A 1,421-nucleotide genomic window follows, 5' to 3' on the forward strand; every position below is an offset into this window, starting at 1 on the left:
GGTCAAGTCCGCTGAGGTGGTGTACGAAGTCTGATCCTTCGTCGTTGTAGTTCAGGCCGTGATGGCCGGCAGGGTCGGCTGGTCGGTCACCTCCTCGGTCGTCCTGGTGTCGACGGCCTGTGCGCGGGCAAGGACGTCGAGTCCGAGGTAGCGCCGGCCTTCGGCCCACTCGTCGTGCTGTTCGGCGAGGACCGCGCCGACGAGCCGGATGACCGAGTCGCGGTCGGGGAAGATCCCGACGACGTCGGTGCGGCGCCGGATCTCGCGGTTGAGCCGCTCGTTGGGGTTGTTCGACCAGATCTGGCGCCAGATCTCCTTAGGGAACGCAGCAAAGGCCAGGACGTCGGCCCGGGCGGTCTCGAGGTGTTCTGCGACCTTGGGCAGCTTCTCGGTCAGGGCGTCGACGACCCGGTCGAACTGGGCGTGGACCGCGTCGGCGTCGGGCTGGTCGTAGATCGAGTGCAGCAGCGCCTTGACCCACCCCCAGCTGGCCTTCGGGGTCGCTGACATCAGGTTCGCGGCGTAGTGGGTGCGGCACCGTTGCCACGAGGCGCCCGGAAGGGTGGCCCCGATCGCGGAGACCAGGCCCCGGTGCGCATCGGAGGTGACCAGCTTGACTCCGGACAGGCCGCGGGCGGTTAGGTCCCTCCAAAAGGCGAGCCAGCCGGCGCCGTCCTCGCTGCTGGTGACCTGGACGCCGAGGATCTCGCGGTGTCCGTCGGCGTTGACACCGGTCGCGACCAGCACGTGCACTGGCACCACCCGGCCGCCTTCGCGGACCTTGAGCACCAGCGCGTCGGCGGCGACGAAGGTGAACGGCCCAGCGTCCTCGAGCCGGCGGGTGCGGAACTGCTCGACGTGCTCGTCGAGCTCACGTGCCATCACCGAGACCTGGCTCTTGGACAGGCCGGTGATGCCCAAGGTCTGCACCAGCTTGTCCATCCGCCGCGTCGAGACCCCGAGGAGGTAGCAGGTCGCCACCACCGAGGTCAGCGCCCGCTCGGCACGCTTGCGTCGCTCCAGCAGCCAGTCGGGATAGAGCGATCCCTCACGCAACTTGGGGACCGCGACCCCAAGGGTCCCGACGCGGGTGTCGAGATCGCGATACCGGTAGCCGTTGCGCGAGTTGACCCGCCCGCTGCTGCGCTCGCCGTAGCTGGCACCGCACACCGCGTCGGCCTGCGCGGAGAGCAACGCGTTGACGAACGTGGTGAGCAGCTCCCGCATCAAGTCCGGACTTGCTTGGGCCAGCTGCTCGTGGAGGAAGCGGGCAGGGTCGATACTGGGTCCAGCGGTCATCGGTGTGTCCTTCTTCGAGTCGGTTGTGAGAGATCACTCGAAGGATCACCCGATGACCGCGTTCACGTTCTCAGCGACGCGCTACCGGGATCTCGTCGTACACCACTCTGCTGGACTCCACT

The 1,421-nt window shown here is 67.9% G+C and carries 1 protein-coding gene; it reads right to left on the reverse strand.

Features of this window, described 5'->3' with window-relative positions:
- Positions 1-51 precede the first annotated feature (51 nt).
- Positions 52-1,299 carry an IS256 family transposase gene (locus FIP57_RS22940; protein WP_148576234.1) on the reverse strand — a complete coding sequence of 416 codons (1,248 nt, stop codon included), beginning with the start codon at positions 1,297-1,299 and terminating at the stop codon, positions 52-54.
- Between the last annotated feature and the right edge of the window lie 122 nt (positions 1,300-1,421).

The sequence above is a fragment of the Nocardioides caldifontis genome, from assembly GCF_008087345.1.
Lineage (GTDB): Bacteria > Actinomycetota > Actinomycetes > Propionibacteriales > Nocardioidaceae > Marmoricola_A > Marmoricola_A caldifontis.

Excerpts from the sequence above, each read along its gene's own strand:
- FIP57_RS22940 (WP_148576234.1), bottom strand. The coding sequence starts at position 1,299 with ATGACCGCTGGACCCAGTATCGACCCTGCCCGCTTCCTCCACGAGCAG.